The sequence below is a fragment of the Glutamicibacter nicotianae genome (assembly GCF_016907615.1).
Lineage (GTDB): Bacteria > Actinomycetota > Actinomycetes > Actinomycetales > Micrococcaceae > Glutamicibacter > Glutamicibacter nicotianae.
Genome location: NZ_JAFBCH010000001.1, coordinates 256,409 through 273,486, shown reverse-complemented (window position 1 = coordinate 273,486; position 17,078 = coordinate 256,409). Strand labels below are relative to the sequence as shown.

Sequence of the window (17,078 nt, the reverse complement as noted above, 5' to 3'; positions counted from 1 at the left end):
GATTAAGGATTTAAAGGAGAAGTGTTAATAACCCTTGTGGATACTGTGGATAAGGCCCATTCCCCCAGATCTTCCGCCAATTGTGCATGTGAACAATCTGTGGTTGAACGTGAGACTCGGTTCCACCAACTTGTTGATACTCAGTTTCACGATTTTTAACGTCCACATGGTTCGTGAACTTATCCGCAATCCTTCACCAGATGATCCACAGTTTTATCCACACCTGTGATTTCTCTGCTTCAGAGCTCCCGCTGGCTCTGCTTAATTCTGTTTGTCAGCTCGGTGACCTGATTAAATATCGCTCGTCGTTCAGCCATCAGTTCGCGGATTTTGCGATCGGCGTGAATCACGGTGGTGTGGTCGCGGCCGCCCAGTTCTGCACCAATCTTCGGCAATGACATGTCGGTCAGCTCACGCAGCAAGTACATGGCGATCTGGCGTGCGGTAACCAAAGTACGAGTACGGGATTTGCTATTCAGCTCGTCAATGCTCAGCCCGAAGTACTCGGCGGTCTGCTTGATGATGGTCGACGGCGTAATTTCTTGTGCGCCGTCTTCGCTGATCAAGTCCTTGAGCACGGTTTCGGCCAAGGCCAGGTCCACCGGCTGGTTATTCAGCGACGCGAAAGCGGTGACGCGGATCAGCGCACCTTCGAGCTCGCGGATGTTCGTGGAAATGCGTGAAGCGATGTACTCCATGACGTCACTTGGCGCCGAAAGGTTCTCGGCGTCCGCCTTCTTACGCAGAATTGCGATACGGGTCTCGAGCTCTGGCGGCTGGATATCGGTCAGCAGGCCCCACTCGAAGCGCGAACGCATGCGATCTTCGAAGCCCTGCAGCTGCTTGGGAGGAAGATCCGAGGTGATGACCACCTGCTTGTTGTGGTTATGCAACGCATTGAAGGTGTGGAAGAACTCTTCCTGGGTAGCATCCTTGTTGGCCAAGAACTGGATGTCGTCAATGAGCAGAATATCGACGTTGCGGTACGTCTGCTTGAAGCTTGCACCCTCGTCGTCGCGGATCGAGTTGATGAAATCGTTGGTGAACTCTTCAGAATTCACGTAGCGCACGCGGATGCCTTTGTAGAGATGGCGTGCGTAGTGCCCGATGGCGTGCAGCAGGTGGGTCTTGCCCAGACCGGAATCGCCGTAGATGAACAGCGGGTTGTAGGCCTTGGCCGGCGCTTCGGCAACAGCGACGGCTGCCGCATGTGCAAAGCGGTTCGACGAACCGATCACGAAGGTATCGAAGATGTACTTCGGGTTCAGGCGGCCGAACTCCTGAGAGTTCGATGGCGGAGTCGGCTGCGGTGCCGGCTGTGGGCGAGGACCAGGAGTCTCGACAACCGCCGGCGCGGACGGCGCAGCAGGCTTGGCCTCAGGCTCCTCTTCTTCCAGCTCATCCGACAGCGAGAGATCAACGCTGACGGCGCAGCGGATATCATCCTGGAATACTTCCCGCAATGCGTCATCCAGCGGCTCGCGCAACTGGGTCTGCAGAATATCGCGCGTGAGGTCGTTGGGCACCGCAACCAAGAGCGTAGTGCCGATGAGACCTTGCGGTTTAGCCAGCGATACGAAGGCGCGGTAACGCGCCTTGACCCGGTCATCATCTTCGATCTTCCGGATGACTTGGCGCCAAGAGCTACCAATACTATTGGTCTCGTCGCTGCTCACTAAGGGCGCCCCGCTTCCGTTCGAATGCAATCTTGGTCACAAGAATCCCGTTCCCAGGCTTCCTAAACGTGGTTTTTTGGACCACGTCTGCATTGATTCTATCCATCATCCACACAGTTATGCACAGCTGCATGGAAAATCAGGGTGTTATTACTGTGGAAAACAGGTTTTCCCATGAAACCAAGCGTTTTTCCTCGCGAGATGACTAGCTGTTTTGTGGAAATATGTGAAGTTTCTTTCGTTATACACAGCCGTAATCCACAACTTTGAGGTAGATTATTCACAGGCCGGCACCCGAGCAGGGGAGCCGGGGCTAAAGTTGCGCGCCAATTTGACCCAGGGCGCATATTTTTCTATTGTTATTCAGTCCTATGCGCACCTTTTTGCGACTTGCTCATTTTGGAAGAGCCCGCGAGAAAGCGCATTTTATAAGAAAACACGAGCGTCATCCTGTTGTTATCGAGCTAGCTGGTCAACGGGTAGTACGCATCATCTAAATCGTTTTGGAGTGTCACCGTGAGCAAGCGGACTTTTCAGCCTAACAACCGCCGTCGTTCGAAGAAGCACGGCTTCCGCCTTCGTATGCGTACCCGTGCAGGTCGTGCCATCCTTTCGGCACGTCGCGGCAAGGGTCGCGCCGAGCTGTCCGCATAAATTTGCGAAGCAGCTCTTGGCAGCATGATTTCAACGAGCTCAGCTAAAGAGCAACGCGAAACAGATGTTGCCTAAGAATCAGCGACTGCGCCTAGCGCAAGACCTTACAGCCACTGTACGTTCCGGTGTCCGAAGCGGACGCCGGAACGTCGTGCTATATGCACGCCCCCGAGTAACCGAAGAGTTCCTCGGCGACAGGTTTGGATTCATTGTTTCCAAGGCTGTAGGTATTGCCGTTAAAAGGAATCTCACCAAACGACGGATGCGAGAGATCGGCCATGAGCTTCGGCGCGTGGACGGGAATGTCGATTTCGTCTTCCGTGCACTTCCTGGCGCTGCCGAACTCTCCTGGGAAGAACTCAACGCCCAGATGAATTCAGCCTTCTCCGCTGTTTTGCGCAAGATCGAGGCGCGCTGATGCGCAAGGATTCAGCTCCGCGTACCGGTTTGCTGTGGTTCATCATCGATATCCCACGCAACATCGTAATCGGGTTGCTCAAAACTTACCGAAAAATCATCTCGCCGCTGTACGGCGATGTATGCCGATACTTTCCTAGCTGTTCTGCCTATGGGCTCGAAGCAGTGACTCAGCACGGTGTTGTCAAAGGCACCGGATTGACCACTTGGCGGATCCTCCGGTGCAATCCGTGGTCCCACGGAGGCGTCGACCACGTTCCTGAGGGACCGAGGATTTGGCCAGAAGGCAAACTGCCGAGGATCATAGTTCTGAATCATCCTGTGATTCCCGACGATGAAGACGCCGCGGAAAGCGGCCGCAAGGAGCTCGACCACTGATGAACAACTTCCTAGACACGATACTGACTCCGTTTACATACGTAGTCTCGTGGGTTCTGTGGGCCTTCCACGAACTGTTCACCGCGATTGGAATGAACGCGGATTCAGGTGTTACCTGGACCCTGTCGATCATCTTCCTCGTGCTGCTGATCCGTACATTGCTGATCCCAGTCTTCGTCAAGCAGATCAAGTCCCAGCGCGCGATGCAGGCACTGCAGCCTGACCTTCGCAAGCTGCAGGCAAAGTACAAGGGCAAGACCGACCAGCTTTCGCGCCAGGCCATGGTGCAGGAACAGCAGGCGCTGTTCAAGAAGCATAAGACCAACCCGCTGTCTTCCTGCCTGCCTCTGCTCGTGCAGATGCCATTCTTCTTCGCACTGTTCCGCGTACTGAATGAAGCATCGCGCGCTAGCGATGACGGCCGTTCTATCGGCGCACTGTCCGCTGAGCACATCCGCAGCTTCGACGGTTCCACCATCCTGGGTGCTCCACTGTCCGAGACCTTCTTGGGCACCATCAACTCCGGCGCTATTAACTGGGCCGTCATCATCGTTGCCGTAGTCATGATACTTGCCATGACCGCATCGCAGTTCTTCACCCAGCGCCAGTTGATGACCAAGAATATGAGCGAGGAAGCCCTGCAGGGCCCATTCATGCAGCAGCAGAAGATGATGCTGTACATCCTGCCTCTGGTCTTCGGCATCGGTGGCATCAACTTCCCAATCGGTGTGCTGATCTACTGGACCGCATCGAACCTGTGGACCCTGGGGCAGCAGTTCTGGGTTATCCGTAACAACCCAACCCCTGGCTCGGAAGCGGAGCGCGAGCTCAACGCCCGCCGTGCAGCCAAGGGCCTTCCTCCAGTAGGCATGAAGAAGGAAGACGCTGACGCCGCTGCAGCAGCCGCAGCGGAGCAGCGGGCCAAGGGCCAGCGTCATCAGCCGCAGCGCAAGAACCGTCGAAAGAAGAAGTAGCCATGACTGCAACTGAGAATATCGACGCGCCCGACCTGGAGAACCAGATCGATGACGATCAGGAAGTTCTGGACGAAGGCGACGTCGCAGCCGACTACCTTGAAGAGCTTCTGGATATCGCTGATCTGGACGGCGACATCGACATCGAAATCCGTGGCGGACGTACCTACATTTCGATCCTTACCGAGGACGATGACGCGTCGCTGGAAAGCCTGGTTGGCAAGGATGGCGATGTCCTCGACGCGCTGCAGGAACTCACTCGGCTCGCAGTGCTGACTGCGACCGGTGAGCGTTCGCGCCTGATCCTGGACATTGCCGGTTACCGTGCAGAGCGTGCAGATCTGCTGCGCAAGATTGCTGAGGATGCCATTGCCTCGGTCCGCGAAACTGGCGAGAAAGTCCATCTGGATCCGATGAGCGCCTACGAGCGCAAGCTCGTGCACGACGTCATCGCAGATGCCGGACTGCACTCGGAATCCGAGGGTGAATCGACCCGACGCCATATCGTCATCTCGGTACTGGACAGCTAAGAACCATCACGCGTCCGCGCGCTGATCGACCTAAGGACCAACGACAATGACTGAGGACCTCAGCCTTACTGCAGAAGAGACCGTGGCTGCCGAGAAGATTTTCGGTGACCGCTTGGATCTTGCCAAGCGCTATGTAGAGCATCTGGCGACCTCTGGCATTGAACGCGGGCTGTTGGGTCCGCGCGAAGTACCCCGTCTGTGGTCCCGCCACGTGCTCAACTGCGCAGTGATCGAAGAGGTTATGGACAAGGATGCCGAGGTAGCCGACGTAGGCTCCGGCGCAGGCCTTCCAGGGCTTTGCTTGGCAATTGCCCGCCCGGACCTCAAGCTGACTCTGATTGAGCCGCTGGAGCGCCGCTGCATCTGGCTTTCCGAGGTAATTGAGGATTTGGGTCTGACCAATGTCACCGTAATGCGTGGCCGTGCAGAGCAGATGGTTGACGTGGTCAACGCACGCTATGTCACGGCCCGCGCTGTATCCGCATTGACCAACTTGGCCGGACTGACTATTCCACTGCTGCACGGTCAAGGCGAGCTGATTGCGATCAAGGGGCGCTCGGCTGCCGAGGAAATCGCCAAGGCAACTAAGGCCATCCGCAAACTCGGTGGCAAGGAAACCGAAGTGCTTACTGTGGGCGAAACTATCCTTGCAGAACCAACAACGGTGGTTCGCATCAAGGTTGGCTAAGGTTGACGCGATAGTCTGTTAAATAGTTATAGAAGTGAAATGGCTTTTATCCTCGTGTATTCGAGGATGAAGCCATTTCGCAATCTGCATGACTTGTTTTGAATGTTTCACGTGAAACATTATCGGTGCACGCTATGAGTATTAGGCGCACCACTTCACGAGGAGGAGTTTTACCTTTGTCTAAGACTAAGGATTCATCGGATAGCGCGTTTGATTTCAACGACTCGTCCTCGCCCCTGGCTACTCAAATAGCTAGTGAACATCGTCGTCGCGAAGCTTTGGAGGCCCGTAAGGTGCCAACGCCCAAGAAGACCCGCTATTTCACGATTTCCAACCAGAAGGGCGGCGTCGGCAAGACGACGACCACCGTAAACCTTGCAGCCGCTCTGGCCAAGGGAGGACTGAACGTCCTGGTGATCGACATCGATCCGCAGGGCAACGCTTCAACCGCGCTGGGTATCGAGCATCATGCTGAGGTGGACAGCATTTACGATGTGCTAATCAACGACCTTCCATTGTCTGATGTCGTAGCTACATGCCCAGACCTGCCAACCTTGCAGGTCGCTCCTGCGACGATTCACTTGGCTGGTGCAGAGATCGAATTGGTTTCTCTGGTAGCTCGCGAACAGCGCCTGCAGCGCGCCTTGGACGACTACGCTCGGACTCGCCAGCGTGAGGGACTGCCTCGCCTGGACTATGTCTTCATCGACTGTCCACCGAGCTTGGGCCTGTTGACCGTCAACGCCTTCGTTGCCGCCCGTGAGGTTCTCATCCCTATCCAGTGCGAGTACTACGCGCTGGAAGGTCTGAGTCAGCTGCTGAAGAACATCGAGATGATCCAGAAGCACCTGAACTCCAAGCTGACAGTCTCGACGATTTTGCTGACCATGTATGACGGTCGCACTAATCTTGCTGCACAGGTAGCTAACGAAGTTCGGGAGCACTTCCCGGAGCAGGTGCTCAAGGCTGTCATTCCGCGTTCGGTGCGAATTTCTGAAGCTCCGAGCTATCAACAAACCGTTATTACCTATGACCCGAACTCGACCGGCGCCCTGTCGTACTCCGAAGCAGCCCTAGAGATGGCTGAGCGGGGCGCGTAGGCCCGTAGAAGGGCATTTCACCCCCTAGAGTCGTTTACCTTAGGTTTTAGTTTGTTTCAGACGTGACACCGTGGCTGATAGCTAACACTCATTGTGAAAGTCATGGGTGACGCACTGTGCGCATCCCCGGTTCGATGCCAATAAACAGTAGACTAGTCTCGGGCTGAAATTTCGGATGAAAGGGCGTGCGAAAAACATGGCAGACAAGAAGCGGGGCTTGGGCAGGGGACTAGGTGCCCTCATTTCCAGCTCGCCGGCGACCGCAGCTCCAGAGGAGAAGCAGGATGTTTCACGTGAAACATCGCCCGCAGAACCTGTCGCAGAAGCATCGAGGCCACGGGCAGCACGTCCAGTCGATATGTTCTTCGAACCAGGACGCAAGTCCTCAACGCCGAAGGCACCAACTACTGCTGCTAAGCCGGCAAAGCGTGCTCGAGCAACGATGCCTGACTTGAACACAACTCTTGGGACGAAGAGTTCTCCTGTGCGCGAGGATGATGCATCTGCCGAGAAGCCAGCACCTAAGAAGAGGCAGCCGAAGCCTGACACCCCAGACTCTTCGGATCTAGTTGAAGTTCCTGGAGCGCAGTTCGCTGAACTCGACGTCAAGCTCATCCACCCGAATCGCAAGCAACCGCGAACCAACTTCGACCAAGAGCACATGGATGAGCTCATCCATTCCATCCGTGAAATTGGACTGCTTCAGCCTATCGTTGTCCGTCCTTCGCGTGAGAAGGATGACGCCCCATACGAACTGGTCATGGGTGAACGTCGTTGGCGAGCAACGCAGGCCGCTGGCCTGGCGACCATCCCGGCGATCATTCGGGACACGCAAGACACCGATTTGTTACGCGATGCGCTGCTCGAGAACTTGCACCGCTCGCAGCTCAATCCGCTGGAAGAGGCCGCTGCTTACCAACAGCTTTTAGAAGAGTTCAACTGCACGCAGGAAGTGCTTTCCGAACGAATTGGCCGATCACGTTCGCAGATTTCCAACACGATCCGTTTGATGAAGCTCCCTCCTCTCGTTCAACGTCGCGTTGCAGCGGGGGTTCTTTCGGCCGGCCATGCACGGGCCTTGCTTGGACTGTCCAACAACGAAGTCATTGAACAGTTGGCCCAGCGGATCATCAACGAGGGTCTGTCTGTGCGGGCGACTGAAGAGGCAGTTGCCCTGAGCGATGATAAGCCGCGCAAGCCAGCCAAGAAGGCGCGCGAGAACCAGCGTAATGAGCGTTTGGACTTCTTGGCGACATCGCTTGCGGACCGCTTGGACACTAACGTCAAGATTCAACTTGGCAGCCGCAAGGGCAAGGTCAGTATCGAGTTCGCTTCGGTCGATGATCTGAACCGCATCATGCAGGTTATCGATCCGACAATGAACTCGTAATTAGATAGAGAAGGTGCATGTTTCACGTGAAACATGCGCCTTCTCTATCTCCAAAACGCTGTTTCACGTGAAACAAGTATTGGGGAGCGGTGGCCAGTAATTAGGAAGGGTTGAAGGAGAGGTTGGCTAGCGGATGTTGTCACTGCATTAAAATCTCTCGGGACGTACAACCCTGAAGCCTGGATGCAAGGACTTCCTTCGGCCCGAAGAATCAGTACCACGCGAAGACCCAGGCTTTGCGCCAAGTGCATCTCAGTTTGTGTCCACGCCTCCCCATAGGGTCTTCATCGGAGTTGCAACTAAAAACCTCTCGCAACTGACGATGCACCGATCGACACCTGGTGCGCTTCCAAGGAGTTGCAGGAGGAGCAGAGAACCGTCATAAGACTTTGGGGGAGTGCTCGGGAAGAGTAGTGCACCGAACTCGACTGGGGCACCATCCGCACCTCGTCACCCCGAAGCAAAACCGTCTAAATGTTCCTGTCTGCCGCACGCTCAAGAAGGTCAGGTCTTGATGAAATGGCGTACCTGGTTCTTGGTTGATTCTGTAGCCCTATGCACCTTAACTGCTGGACTGCGACCCCGACTTGGAGGCTGATCACTAGGCAATGGTTCGCTCACGAACAGGATGGGCTCTCCAAGCAAAGGCATACGATAAAAGGGTAGTGACCATCAAGCCACAGAGTGAATGCATGTCCTTCAGCCGAGAGAACCTGATCGTCCCTTACGCGGGAAAGTTTCAGAATTCTTGACGGAGGTGCCATATCCCGAATGGCTCAATAGTGAATATTCGTGGCTTTGAGAGCCGCTAGAATTCTCGTCCAGAGCCACCGGCCAGCCATAACCGACTCACGGCTGCCTTATGCGAAGGCAGAGCTCCACGTAAAGTATCGGCTGAACGGCAGGCAGGCTTCAAATAGACCCTCAGAGCCTGTTGCCCGGCGACGATGCTCGTGCGAGGCCATGGAAGCTCCTGGCCAGCCCAATTTGATGCTGACGTCTTGTCATCGACGTCGGAGGTGACCATGAGTTGGAGTAAGCAGCGTTCGTAGGACGTAAAGAAGCTGTTTTAGCCCATGAAGGCAGCACCATTGGCTTCGGACTGGCTGGTCGTATTCACCATGTATGAGCTTAAAATCGGCCCGACCTGGACAGCTTCTTGGGCGCGATGTTCTAGCCCAGGTTGGGCAACGCGCCTTCTTGTTAGTTGCAGTCGGGAAGAGTAGTTGAAGGACGTGCTCGTCGCTCAGCTTCTCGAGGTGCTTCCAGCTACGAGGACGATATCTGCGGCATTGAAGTCTTCGCCTACGCTGTCGTGAAAGATGCCTTGCGTGGATGCGATGGCGCAGTCTGGCAGACTCTCAGCGCGAGCTGGATTAGTCGAATGACTTCGAACTTTTGTACATTGAAAAAGGTTCTGTCCACCATACAGTCGGTTGCGTGGTGGGAGCAGCATATAGGGGGTGGCTCTGACGAAAAATGTTCCGTGGCAATGAGCGACAACGGCGGCGTTTCTCTCTGGTGACTCTAGATCGGAATTGTAGTGGCCCCCAGATTCAGATAATCAGTTTTCTGCGGATCTATGATTCGAGTGAAACTGTCCTATGGAATAGAACGAAAATGCCGACCAGACTGTGCTCGATGAGGAGTTGCTGTGTCGGTCGGTAGGGAGACTACTCCTTCATTCACTGGATCATCCAAAGATGATAAGTTCGCTGCGACTGATTTCCAGTACTCGATCCAGACTCTAGGATTTGATGACTCCACCCTGAATAGGCGTGGTCTTCTAATGCAGCCTTGAAATGATTAGCGTCGATCACGAATCTGTCTAGGCCTATACATTGGACTCATGCATTGTTTACTCTAACGACAAACACCAGTCCGGTGTTGCAACCGCCGTGAGGTCGCTGTTCGAATATTCAGGCTGATAGCCATGCCATAAGAGCAGATGATGAACCGACTTATGAAACGAGGAAAAGAATTTCTCTCGGGCATCTTCGCTGTTAGTTCGCTTACGTCATGATTCATGAGAATAAGTTTCACGTGAAACATAGACCCTCCCTCAGGCGGTTCGATCGATATACCCTTGGCTGTGACTGTTGGCCAGGGCTCTGAAGAAACCTATTGAGCAATCAACATGCCGCACCCATCCACGGATCTGCAGGAACTGCAACGTGGACGAGTGATATTCGGTGGCCGTAGTCTGGCTTGCTTGGATTTCTACGTAAGCCTCGGAATAGACCGAATTGGCAGAGTCCAGCAACGAGCGGTTTGCAGACCTGATCAAGAGACGATCTAGACTTTCAAGAGTTGCTGTGAGCCGGACGCAATCTATTCATGGCCATAGTCGGCATTAGTCGGAGATTCATATCCACGCTACGTCCTTGAATGGCTTCGTTTCGATGGCTGTCACTCATTTGCATTCGAATCAGCTTTCAGGACATCGACTTCAAGCTTTTGGGTTGCTGTACATGACTGAATATGGTGAGTACATTCTGCTGGATAGGGGAATGGCCTGAACCGGACCCACAATCTAATGGGCGAGCAGTGTTCTTGAGGTCGTGATGAATAATTGAACCTTTGGAGCCATAAATGAGTTCCGGTTCAGAGCCGCCCGTTACTATGCTTCTGCGCCTCTGAGAATTAACGCCTGGAGTCACCATTCCATTCTGACGGGATCACCGCTACCTCATATCACGACTGGGCTCTTCGAAAGGGAACATCTTGAACAGCAGGCAGATGACAAATGGAGACACTCTGGACCGTTGGGCATTGAAAGGGGGAGTGTAGGGTCATGATGGCATCTGGCCGTCAGCCTCTATGGTTATGCGTGCTTTGTGCTCAACTCTGGACTTGGCCAAGTCTACGAGTTGTCAACGCTAGCTGAAAATTGACCCCCTGGCGCCAATCGAAAATTGACCCTCCCGGTCCAGTATCTTCTATACCTGCTCAGCGTTTCTCAGCAGATCCTGACGGTTCTTCACCCGGTACGAATCACCGGACAAGGACAACACTTCGGCATGATGAACCAGACGATCAATCATCGCTGAGGCTACAACATCATCGCCAAACACCTCGCCCCATCGGCCAAAAGGCATATTCGACGTGACCAGAACCGAGCCCTGCTCATACCGGTGCGCAATCAGTTGAAACAATAAATTGGCGGCTTCAGCATCAAACGGCAGATACCCGACCTCGTCGATGATCAACAACTTGTAGCGTTTCAGGCGCCGCAACTCATCGTTCAATTTCCCGCTGTGGTGCGCTGCAGCCAGACGCTGGACCCAGCCAGCAGCCGTATCAAAGAGTGTCGGATACCCTTGCTGGCAGGCCTTGACGCCCAGTGCGATGCCCAAGTGGGTTTTGCCCACGCCCGGTGGTCCGAGCAAAATCACGTTCTCAGCCTTCGGAATGAATGTCGTCGTCGCCAGATGCGCCAGGACATCACGCCTCAGCGACGGCTGGAAATCACAGTTGAAATCCTCCACGGTCTTCATTGAGGGGAAATGCGCACCGGCGATACGCAACATGGTGCCGCTGGCCTCCCGATCCGCAACCTGACGCTGGAGCACCGCGGCCAGATACTCCTCATGGGACCATCCTTCATCACGTGCCTGATCGGCCAGCTGTTTCCACGTCCGGCGGATCGTTGGCATTTTGATGGCTCTGGCCAAATGCTCAATTGTTGCTTCCAAAGAACTCATGAAGGATCTCCTAGAAAGTCATGGCCGTCCAGGCCGAAGATTTTGTCGTAGTCAGACAGCTGGCGTGAGGCGACGCCTGTGTCGTGGACGTGGCTGGCGGTGGTACGGCGGATCTTGTTGAACGCCGAGCGCAGCGTTGCAGCAACCTGCACATGCTGCGGGTCGGTAATGACTTGGTGCTTGGCCCAGCACCGTGGATGATCGGCCACCACCTGCTGGTCGCAGACCCCGATCACCCGATCCGTGGTGAGCGTGAAGTCGACAAGCCGGCCGATCATCGAAGGATGCACCGAGTAGTCGTTGCGATCCAGCCGGACATAGTAATCCCTGCTCAGCCGCATCCGTTGGCTGAAACCCGTGGCCGGTGGCATCGGCGGCAGTGCCGTCATCGCCTGCAGATCCTGCGGCAACCGGTCGATGGGCCGGCCCTGGATCGAACGGACCGTGCGCGCATTGGCTTTTGGCAGCCACGCAGCGAGTTGCTGGTTGAAATCCTGCGGGGAGGTGAACTTCCTTCCCGGCAGGAACGAGGTTTCGAAGAACTGGTTATTGCGTTCTGTTTGGCCTTTGAACTCAGGATCCCTCGGTGGAGCCAGAATGATCCTAGTTGCCAGGGTCCCGGCAAACGCTGCCGCGATTTCGGTGACTTTTCCTTTGCCGCCGATGGCTGACTCGCGGTCCCAGATCAAGGCTTTGGGAACTGCTCCCGCATCGTTGATCAAGCTCCACATCCCCGCAGTCAGGTCAGGGCCCTGCCGGCTGGGAAGCATCAGGGCGCCGAGCACTCTGGAATAGGACAGCGTCATCACCAGCACCGGAAGGATCATTGACTGGCCGAACCCGACGGGAATTCGAGGCTCGGGGAACCAGAGATCCATTTGCGCGGCTTGCCCTGGTTCGTGGACCAGCCGGTCCGCAGGGTCCACGCTCGTGTATTCCGGCCGTATCAGTGCGACGCGGTTCTTCAGCGTGGAGATGGAATTCGTCCATCCGATCCGTTCGGCGATGACCGTTGCAGGCATGCGCGGATACTCACGCAGCAGCTTTCGAATTTCTGGTTCGAAAGCGTCGGCGATGGAACCACGCTTCGCCCGTTGGTATTTTGGCGGCTCGGTGGCTGCCAATGCTGAGCGTACGGTGTTGCGTGCGATGCCAAGTCGCCGCGAGATCTCCTTGATTGGCACGCCTTCTGCTTTATGCAGCCGACGGATCTCTGCCCACTGTTCCACATTAATCACTCCCTCAGAATGACTGTTGAATGGACCGGGTGGGGTCAATTTTCAAAAGTCGTTCAAGGGTCAGTATTCAGTTAGCGTTGACACGAGTAAATGATGATGGTATGAGGATCAGAACTTGTTGTAGCCCTTGAATGCGGTTCGATGCTCCTGTCATGTCGTACGTAATCATCGTGCAAAGCTTGAGGTAGGCGCCAGCCTAACCTAGATCCGTATGGTCGATGCTCCAGTACGGTTGGGTGAACACGTTTAGAGTTGGTTGCGGTCAAGGAATTGCAATTAGTAGCGCTTTTGCCGCTCTTGTCCTGAAGGCGCTCTCAGCTTTGTAGGGAGGCGCCGCCTACTTCTATGACTCTGCTGCGGGAGATGCGTCGGGTGTGGACGTGAAGAATCGTCCTGACTAAGACTCGGCGTAAAGCTGGAGCATGAGCGTCATTCGCGCGTGCCTCTGAACATGGCTTGTTCTGCGAGAAAGTCTGTTGCACTGGCCGGGAGTTTATACAGGGTTATTTGGAGGGATAGTGTTTGACAGCTCCGAGTGACAATAATGGAGTACCCCTCGAGCGACTCTGAATTGGAAGGGTGGTGGCTTCCATAATGGCTACATACTCACTTAGACTCAGGCTGAAGACAGCCGCTTTTCGGCGCCGTTTCACGTGAAACATTAATCGATGAACCATACAGGACTTTCGAGACTAACCGCTGGAAACGTGTTTCACGTGAAACAAGGAGAACCACCTAAACGACACCTCGTTTCCAACGCCATGCCCAATGGAATGACCACGCAAGTCACTGGAAGTTCCGTTCAGCTGGAATGGCGAATGATCACAGGTAAATGATCATAGGGGTGGATGTCCTGGCGATAGCCGAGTTGCCAATAACTAGAACTGCATAGGCAGATCGGAAGGGACATCGGGAGCAACTATCCGATGTTCAACGTACGCGGACAGTATTCCGTGCAGGGCGCGCAATCAATGAATCTGGACGTATAACCAGAACGTAATCCCGACCAGCACGCATGGTCTGCCGGGGGCGCAGCACGCTTCATTCGTATGTTGTTGTCTCTAACAGGGGTACGTCTGGTGAGCGTCAAGTGCAGTCATGGAGTGTGATGATCAAACCGCATCTATAAGCGCTATGAGCACCAGAAGCGCCACTGAAAGCCTTCCATCTACCACTCCGAGTACCAAGAGGTTCCATAGGCTCCTGGATCACTACACGAGCCCACAGATGCTTTGCTGAGAAGAGCAGCGCACTGCTGGCCCAGAACAGGATCAACTGAGCGACAATAGCGTTAGGCCTGTGGCTGTAGACGCTTTGATTTACGCTGATTTTCCGAGACAGTGGACGCGTACCGCAGGCCTATTTGCATGCCCAAGTCATCGAGAGAGAACTGAGTCAAGTGAGCCCGTCTCTGCCGTCACGCAGCTATGTCGTCACTTGTCCGTGGATCCAGATGAATATTAGAAGCTTTGAGAGCCACCAGTATTGCCGCTCAGGGCCACCCAATATTCTTGTTCAGAGCCACCAGCCGGCCGGGGTAGTCCGACTGCTTGTACTGCGTGCAGAAAATGGGGATGCTCTGTCTTACTGTTGCTCCATGAGCACGATAATAGAACGCGAAATTTCCACGCTGGGTGGTTCTAAAAGCCACTGATCGTGCATCAGAACGCTGTAAATTGATGCCCAATGCCCTGGCGACGTCCTCGGTGGATCGATTGCTGCGTCAGGCGCATATTTGCCAGACCAGCGGTGAATCTGTTCGGTTGACGCAGGTGTTGGCTGGTGCTGGGGTGAGTTCCTTGATGTAGCCCCTCTCAGCACGGGCAGACTGCCGTGCATGACGGCTGATACCACATTGGCTGATTATGGGCAGCAGGCAGTTTTGCTGACCCTTAGTGGGCATTATTCGTGGCCGCCGGTGGGCAGAAACTCATGCCCCTTGACAGAGGGGTTTATACAGGGTGGCTCTGAAGGAGAAAATCAGGTGGCTCTGATCGAGAATATGGCGTTTTCAGCTGGTGGCTCTGAACGGCAATATTGGTGGCCCTCAAAGAGTCAAATATTCAATTCAGAGTCTTTGGCGTGGTCGGCGCAGACACGGCGCATCAACGGCTGGGGCGTCGAATCTAGAACCAGTTCCCTCATGCGTGAATGATCCGGTCTGATTGGTCAAACAGGATTCTGCGACCGTTGCGGACTGGGAACAGGTGTTGGCAGATCTGCTCGTGGCCCAGGTCGTTGAGCACCTACCAACGGAGCCAGATAGTGCCTCGGGTTTTGAAGAGTGTAGTTCCACAGCGTCGGAGTTTCCTTGCAAAGACTCTGCCGTCGGTCCTGATGGAACCCCTGCTCTGGATACAGGAAAGCTCGACGCACTCCGGGGCAGCTAATGCATTCAAGAGCCCGGCTCGATAGCTCAGGCTGTCGCATGATGGAAGGATCCTATACAAAGGCGGCACTGAACGGCACGGTCCTGCTCTCTCAAAGAAAAGACTGCCGCATGCGTTTTTAAATCCGCATGCAGCTGCCACTCCTTGAAAGTCGGAGGCGAAGCATTCGGGATCGAGAGCTGGCCGACGGGCAGTCCCTGCAACGCAGAGCAGGTTGCAAAATGCACCGGAACAAACAGCACCGAATCACCGACGCAGGCCTCGAACTTGGCGAGCCATTATCCGAGCAGAAAGTGCGAGCTCGACTCATCGAAACCAAGTATTGATGCATTAAGTCTTAAAATGGTACCAAGAATCCAAAAACAAAGTGTACATATTGATATTTTAAAGTTAATCGTCAAAACGTCTTCAAATCAAAGAACAGCACCCATCTGAGCTGGGGTCAGGGCTGGAACTTACTCCGGAATGGGAGAACTAGCAAGATTTTCACAAGACATCGGTTAAAACAGGAGTGGAGACCTACCTTGCGGTTGGTCTCCACTCCAATGACGTATCGACTTACAGGTATTCTGCGAAGTCCTTCTCGATGACAGCCTTTGGCTTGGCACCAATGGAAGTGGCAACATGCTCGCCACCCTTGAACACGTACACGGCAGGGATGCTGGTGATGCCGTACTTGGCGGCAATTGCCTGGTTCTCATCGACGTTGACCTTCACGACGTCGACCTTCGCAGCGTGCTCTTCTGCGATCTGATCCAGGATCGGACCGAGCTGGCGGCAAGGGCCGCACCATTCAGCCCAGAAATCAACGATGACTGGCTTTTCGGCATCCAGGACATCAGCCTGGAAGGTTGCTTCAGTTACTGCTTTTGCGTTGCTCATGAGAGACAACCCCTTTCTGAGAAATCTGTTAGGCGGTAGCGAGGGTTTCGGAAACGTTGGCCAGGTAGTGCTCCACGTCCTGGGCCGCGGCGCAGCCCGAACCGGCTGCGGTGATGGCCTGGCGGTAGGTGGAGTCGATCACGTCGCCGGCAGCGAAGACACCTGGCAGTGAGGTCTTGGAAGAGCGGCCTTCAACGGCGATGGTGCCTTCGGAAGTCAGCTCAAGCTGGTCCTTGACCAGATCCACGCGAGGGTCGTTGCCGATGGCTACGAAGATGCCGGTGACATCCACGGTGGTTTCCTCGCCGCTGGTGCGGTTCTTCACGACCAGGCCCTCGACCTTCTCTGCGCCGTTGATGCCGACGACTTCCGAGTCCCAGATGAACTCGATCTTCTCGTGGGCCAAGGCGCGGTCGGCCATGATCTTCGAGGCGCGCAGTTCGTTGCGGCGGTGCACCACGATGACCTTGGAAGCGAACTTTGTCAGGAACAGTGCTTCTTCCATGGCCGAGTCGCCACCGCCGATCACGGCGATGGTCTGCTCGCGGAAGAAGAACCCGTCGCAGGTGGCGCACCAGGAGACGCCATGGCCGGAGAGGCGCTTTTCATCTTCCAGACCCAGCTCGCGGTAGGCAGAGCCCGTGGAGACGATGACAGCACGGGCACGATAGACGGTGCCGTCGGCCAGGGACAGCGTCTTGATTTCGCCCTCGAGGTTCATTTCCGTGACGTCATCGAAGAGGATCTCGGCGCCGAAGCGTTCGGCCTGCTTCTGCATGTTGTCCATCAGATCAGGGCCCATGATGCCCTCGGGGAAGCCCGGGAAGTTTTCCACGTCGGTGGTGTTCATCAGTTCGCCGCCGGCGGTGACTGAGCCTGCGATGACTAGTGGGTTCAGATTCGCACGGGCGGTGTAAACCGCGGCGGTGTAACCGGCCGGACCGGAGCCGACAATGATGACGTCGCGGATTTCGTCGTTCTGTGCTGAAGTCACGGGGGTAGAACCCTTTCGTTCTAATAATGCGAGGTGGGTAGCAAGGTCTAACCTCACTATCCA

The 17,078-nt window shown here is 55.1% G+C and carries 14 protein-coding genes; 9 read left to right on the top strand and 5 right to left on the bottom strand.

The window, feature by feature from the left end:
• Nucleotides 1–239: 239 nt before the first annotated feature.
• Nucleotides 240–1,676 (bottom strand): chromosomal replication initiator protein DnaA, encoded by a 1,437-nt coding sequence (dnaA, locus tag JOE62_RS01375; protein WP_128470865.1) that lies wholly within the window; start codon nt 1,674–1,676, stop codon nt 240–242.
• A 516-nt stretch (nt 1,677–2,192) separates the two neighbouring features.
• On the opposite strand from dnaA, the gene rpmH reads away from it, so the two are divergent.
• The 8 genes from rpmH (at nt 2,193) to JOE62_RS01335 (ending at nt 7,807) form a co-directional block, all read left to right on the top strand.
• Nucleotides 2,193–2,330 (top strand): 50S ribosomal protein L34, encoded by a 138-nt coding sequence (gene rpmH, locus JOE62_RS01370; protein WP_073707184.1) that lies wholly within the window; start codon nt 2,193–2,195, stop codon nt 2,328–2,330.
• 64 nt (nt 2,331–2,394) lie between these two features.
• Nucleotides 2,395–2,748: a ribonuclease P protein component gene (rnpA, locus tag JOE62_RS01365; protein ID WP_128470866.1), complete on the top strand. Its 354-nt coding sequence runs from the start codon at nt 2,395–2,397 to the stop codon at nt 2,746–2,748.
• Complete coding sequence (yidD, locus tag JOE62_RS01360) at nt 2,748–3,125, top strand: membrane protein insertion efficiency factor YidD (protein ID WP_204719771.1); 378 nt, start codon at nt 2,748–2,750, stop codon at nt 3,123–3,125. Before rnpA ends, yidD begins: the two co-directional genes overlap by 1 nt.
• Nucleotides 3,125–4,099 (top strand): membrane protein insertase YidC, encoded by a 975-nt coding sequence (gene yidC / locus JOE62_RS01355; protein WP_204719769.1) that lies wholly within the window; start codon nt 3,125–3,127, stop codon nt 4,097–4,099. The genes yidD and yidC overlap by 1 nt, the downstream gene beginning before the upstream one ends.
• A 2-nt stretch (nt 4,100–4,101) precedes the next feature.
• Nucleotides 4,102–4,629 carry a Jag family protein gene (locus tag JOE62_RS01350; RefSeq protein ID WP_204719767.1) on the top strand — a complete coding sequence of 176 codons (528 nt, stop codon included), beginning with the start codon at nt 4,102–4,104 and terminating at the stop codon, nt 4,627–4,629.
• 46 nt (nt 4,630–4,675) lie between these two features.
• Nucleotides 4,676–5,317 (top strand): 16S rRNA (guanine(527)-N(7))-methyltransferase RsmG, encoded by a 642-nt coding sequence (gene rsmG, locus JOE62_RS01345; protein ID WP_066142774.1) that lies wholly within the window; start codon nt 4,676–4,678, stop codon nt 5,315–5,317.
• A gap of 176 nt (nt 5,318–5,493) precedes the next feature.
• Nucleotides 5,494–6,417 (top strand): ParA family protein, encoded by a 924-nt coding sequence (locus JOE62_RS01340; protein WP_239543109.1) that lies wholly within the window; start codon nt 5,494–5,496, stop codon nt 6,415–6,417.
• Nucleotides 6,418–6,613: 196 nt separating this feature from the next.
• The gene (locus JOE62_RS01335) at nt 6,614–7,807 is read left to right on the top strand and encodes a ParB/RepB/Spo0J family partition protein (protein ID WP_204719765.1); all 1,194 of its coding nucleotides are present in this window, start codon (nt 6,614–6,616) and stop codon (nt 7,805–7,807) included.
• 2,939 nt (nt 7,808–10,746) lie between these two features.
• Here JOE62_RS01335 and istB read toward each other — a convergent pair.
• On the bottom strand, nt 10,747–11,511 hold the full coding sequence (gene istB / locus JOE62_RS01330) for an IS21-like element helper ATPase IstB (RefSeq protein WP_204719763.1): 765 nt from the start codon (nt 11,509–11,511) through the stop codon (nt 10,747–10,749).
• Entirely contained in the window at nt 11,508–12,749 is a 1,242-nt protein-coding gene (gene istA, locus JOE62_RS01325; RefSeq protein WP_204719761.1) for an IS21 family transposase, read from the bottom strand. Before istA ends, istB begins: the two co-directional genes overlap by 4 nt.
• Nucleotides 12,750–14,586: 1,837 nt before the next feature.
• On the opposite strand from istA, the gene JOE62_RS01320 reads away from it, so the two are divergent.
• Nucleotides 14,587–14,904, top strand: coding sequence for a hypothetical protein (locus JOE62_RS01320; protein WP_204719759.1), 318 nt, complete (start codon nt 14,587–14,589; stop codon nt 14,902–14,904).
• Between the two features lie 793 nt (nt 14,905–15,697).
• Here the strand turns inward: JOE62_RS01320 and trxA are convergent.
• Nucleotides 15,698–16,021 (bottom strand): thioredoxin, encoded by a 324-nt coding sequence (trxA, locus tag JOE62_RS01315; protein ID WP_038992752.1) that lies wholly within the window; start codon nt 16,019–16,021, stop codon nt 15,698–15,700.
• A gap of 28 nt (nt 16,022–16,049) precedes the next feature.
• The gene (gene trxB, locus JOE62_RS01310; RefSeq protein ID WP_066142780.1) at nt 16,050–17,015 is read right to left on the bottom strand and encodes a thioredoxin-disulfide reductase; all 966 of its coding nucleotides are present in this window, start codon (nt 17,013–17,015) and stop codon (nt 16,050–16,052) included.
• Between the last annotated feature and the right edge of the window lie 63 nt (nt 17,016–17,078).